This window comes from Thermococcus sp. 101 C5, from assembly GCF_009372125.1.
Lineage (GTDB): Archaea > Methanobacteriota_B > Thermococci > Thermococcales > Thermococcaceae > Thermococcus_A > Thermococcus_A bergensis.
In genome coordinates, this window is sequence record NZ_WHIZ01000108.1 from 1 (window position 1) to 2,781 (window position 2,781).

Annotated in this window: 5 protein-coding genes; 4 read left to right on the top strand and 1 reads right to left on the bottom strand. The window is 39.1% G+C overall.

The window, feature by feature from the left end:
• The first annotated feature begins 171 nt into the window (after window positions 1-171).
• From GBV73_RS10875 to GBV73_RS10885, 3 genes are all read left to right on the top strand, one after another.
• Window positions 172-345 carry a zinc finger domain-containing protein gene (locus GBV73_RS10875; RefSeq protein ID WP_042699814.1) on the top strand — a complete coding sequence of 58 codons (174 nt, stop codon included), beginning with the start codon at window positions 172-174 and terminating at the stop codon, window positions 343-345.
• Between the two features lie 10 nt (window positions 346-355).
• Window positions 356-643, top strand: a complete 288-nt coding sequence (locus GBV73_RS10880; RefSeq protein WP_152881306.1) for an elongation factor 1-beta — start codon at window positions 356-358, stop codon at window positions 641-643.
• Window positions 644-810: 167 nt separating this feature from the next.
• Complete coding sequence (locus GBV73_RS10885; protein WP_042699808.1) at window positions 811-1,413, top strand: hypothetical protein; 603 nt, start codon at window positions 811-813, stop codon at window positions 1,411-1,413.
• Window positions 1,414-1,478: 65 nt separating this feature from the next.
• On the opposite strand, the gene GBV73_RS10890 is transcribed toward GBV73_RS10885, so the two are convergent.
• Window positions 1,479-2,498: a lipopolysaccharide assembly protein LapB gene (locus GBV73_RS10890; RefSeq protein WP_152881309.1), complete on the bottom strand. Its 1,020-nt coding sequence runs from the start codon at window positions 2,496-2,498 to the stop codon at window positions 1,479-1,481.
• Between the two features lie 53 nt (window positions 2,499-2,551).
• Between GBV73_RS10890 and GBV73_RS10895 the strand changes: the two genes are divergently transcribed.
• Window positions 2,552-2,781, top strand: a 230-nt coding sequence (locus tag GBV73_RS10895) for a hypothetical protein (RefSeq protein ID WP_152881022.1), incomplete at its 3' end; no start/stop codon positions are given.

A 2,781-nucleotide genomic window follows, 5' to 3' on the forward strand; every position in this document is an offset into this window, starting at 1 on the left:
TTCATGTTCCCCCTTCTTTTTCTAAAGTACTGCCAGTAACTTAAACCTGACACCCCACAGCTTATCCTAACAGTATCTCTGACCCTCTCGAAAGTTTTATAAATAGACTCCCTTTATTGCGTTAAGAATTACGATGACAAAAAAACCTCATTTCTAAGGAGGTGGTTTGAAATGGCCGAGACAATCCCTGTATGTACATCATGTGGAAAAGAGATAACACCAAGAGAGCACGCTACCCACTTTATATGCCCGAACTGTGGAGAAGAAGTTATATGGAGATGTGAAAGCTGCCGTGTCCTTGGGGTAACCTACAAGTGCCCCAAGTGCGGATGGGAAGGACCTTGAGGTGAAGAAAATGAGCGACTTTAATTTGGTAGGAGTTATTAAGGTTATGCCAACCGACCCGGAAGTGAACCTCGACGAACTAGAAGCAGCTGTCAGGAAGACACTTGAGGAGAAATTTGAGGGCAAATATGGAATATCCAAGATTGAAAGGCAGCCAATTGCATTTGGGCTAGTTGCACTTAAAGTCTACGTGCTTGGAAAAGATGCTGAAGGATATTCCTTTGATGAGGTTGCAGAAGCATTTTCCCAACTTGAAAACGTTGAAAGTGCAGAAGTTGAGACAGTTTCTAGATTTTGATAACCTTATTTTTTATTTTGAGAAAAATTTTAAAAGTTTGAGCAGCCTTTCTAGCCCATCGCTGTGAACGGCGAGGCTTTCGGAAGAAAAATGTAAAATTCTACCTGGCTTTCCGATACATTTTTAAGTGTTTAAGTGGTATTTTTTAAACAGGGGGAAATAAAGCTATGCCATATTATGCTCATGCTACTGATCCGGTGACTTTTGGAACATTTTTTGTGCTGTATTATGCCACAATACCAACAGTAATATTCCTGTGGTTCTGGAAATACTACCATTATATAAAAAAGGGTGACTATCACCTAAAACAACTTGCAATTCTAATATTGCTGGCTTTTGTAATTACTTCTTTTTCAGGCTTTAAAATCCTCGACCAGTACCTCTATATTTATTCGCCGGTTGATGAAAAAATAACCTGCTATTCCTCCTCCTGCATTCTTTCTTCGCCACTAATAACGGAATACAACTTTGCTAGAGAGGATTTTGAGAAAGCGGGTGTTCCATCTATAGGTCTTATGAGGATATATAGAGTCTACGACACCGGGATAAGCCACTCACTCTTGAGTCCAAAGAAATTAAACCATGTAGTCATCACAAGACCCTTGTTTTTTATTCCCGTGACCGAAGTGCATGTATATAGCATCTCAGAAGACAGGAAAATAATAGGCAAGGATAAATTTTACCTGATATGGCCAAAATCTCCAGGAAAACTACTTACTGAAAAATTTGATTTCAAGTTCAGCGTGATGATAGTGCCCGGAAGCTCGTAGATTACTCTTTTTCGATTTTTTTGGAAAAATGGAAAATAGGATAGGGCGTCCTTTGATTCTAATTTTTAAAGTCTTACACTCAAAACGCTTGTACCAATTTTCTTAAGTTCGTCGAGCAGCTCTTTGAACTCATCTACGCTTATGGTTCCATAGACTCTGTCGTATTCATTATCTAGACCGTCTTTAAGTTTTGCAAGCTCTTTTACAGCAGTGAAAAACTTTTCGTATTCCTCGTTTATGTCCTCAAAAGCATCTGCCAGACTGCCTATGTTTTCATAAACTTCTTTGTACATTTTTTCCTCAAAGAGCTCCATTATAAAGTTGTACACTGCTTCAAATACGATGCTGAAAAGCTCTTCATCGTCAACTTCCAATGCTTTTAAGAGAGCCTGTTTTAGAGATTGGAATGCCCCTTTGAAGTCTTCTTGCGCGGCTTTTATCTCAGCTTCAATTATCCGTGCATTGACTTCAATCTCAGTATCTCTAGGAGCTTTTAAGATTTCTGAAAGGAGCTCTTCACTCTTCTCATAGTCCCCGAGTTCATAGTAAAAATGAGCCAAATCGAGCAAACTTATGAGATAATTTCTTTCGTCACCAAGCTCTTTAAACATTGCACTTGCTTTTTCCATCAATTCTATTGCTTTTTCTATTTCTTCCAGCTCATCATAGTTTATTGCAATGTGTGCCAGAGTTAGGGCCTCTTCTTTTTTATTTCCAAGTTCCCTTTCAAGTTCCAGAAGCTTTTCATATGTCTCTATAGCTTTATCTGGCATTCCAAAATGTTCATAGGCATCTGCAAGATGGTAGAGGGCATCTAGGTATTTTTCTCCTTGGTCTTTATACTTCTCCACGAGCCTCTTGTAAACTTCTAGTCCCTTCTCAAGTTCATCTAAGTGGGCATAGATATGAGCAATTTCATGAGCAAGCTCATAAGCCTCTTCCTCACATTCTAGGGCAAGTTCTTCAAGTTCTTGGAGGAGATCTCTAAGCTCCTGTTCACTTTCAATAATTTCTAGGTAATCATCAAGGTACTCGAGGACTTTTTGACAGTCCTTACTTTCTAATGCTTTTTTAAACTCTTCCATCTCCTTTTCACCGTGTGTTGTTTGAGGAGTAGCTTAAAAATGTTGACCGGGGCGTGTTTATAGTAACCTTTATTAGGGTTTTTGCTGAATTCTTTCAGGTGGTTGTCGTGATCCCCAGATGGGATCACAGACTCAAAGACCCTGAAAGCGTGGCATTCGCAATTCTTGACGTTTTAGCAGACTTCGAATCAGAAGGAAAGCTGAAGAACCTGCCAAAATCCAAAAAATTTCCAGTAAAAACAATACTGGCAATACTCCTCTTTAAACAATACTACAACCTACC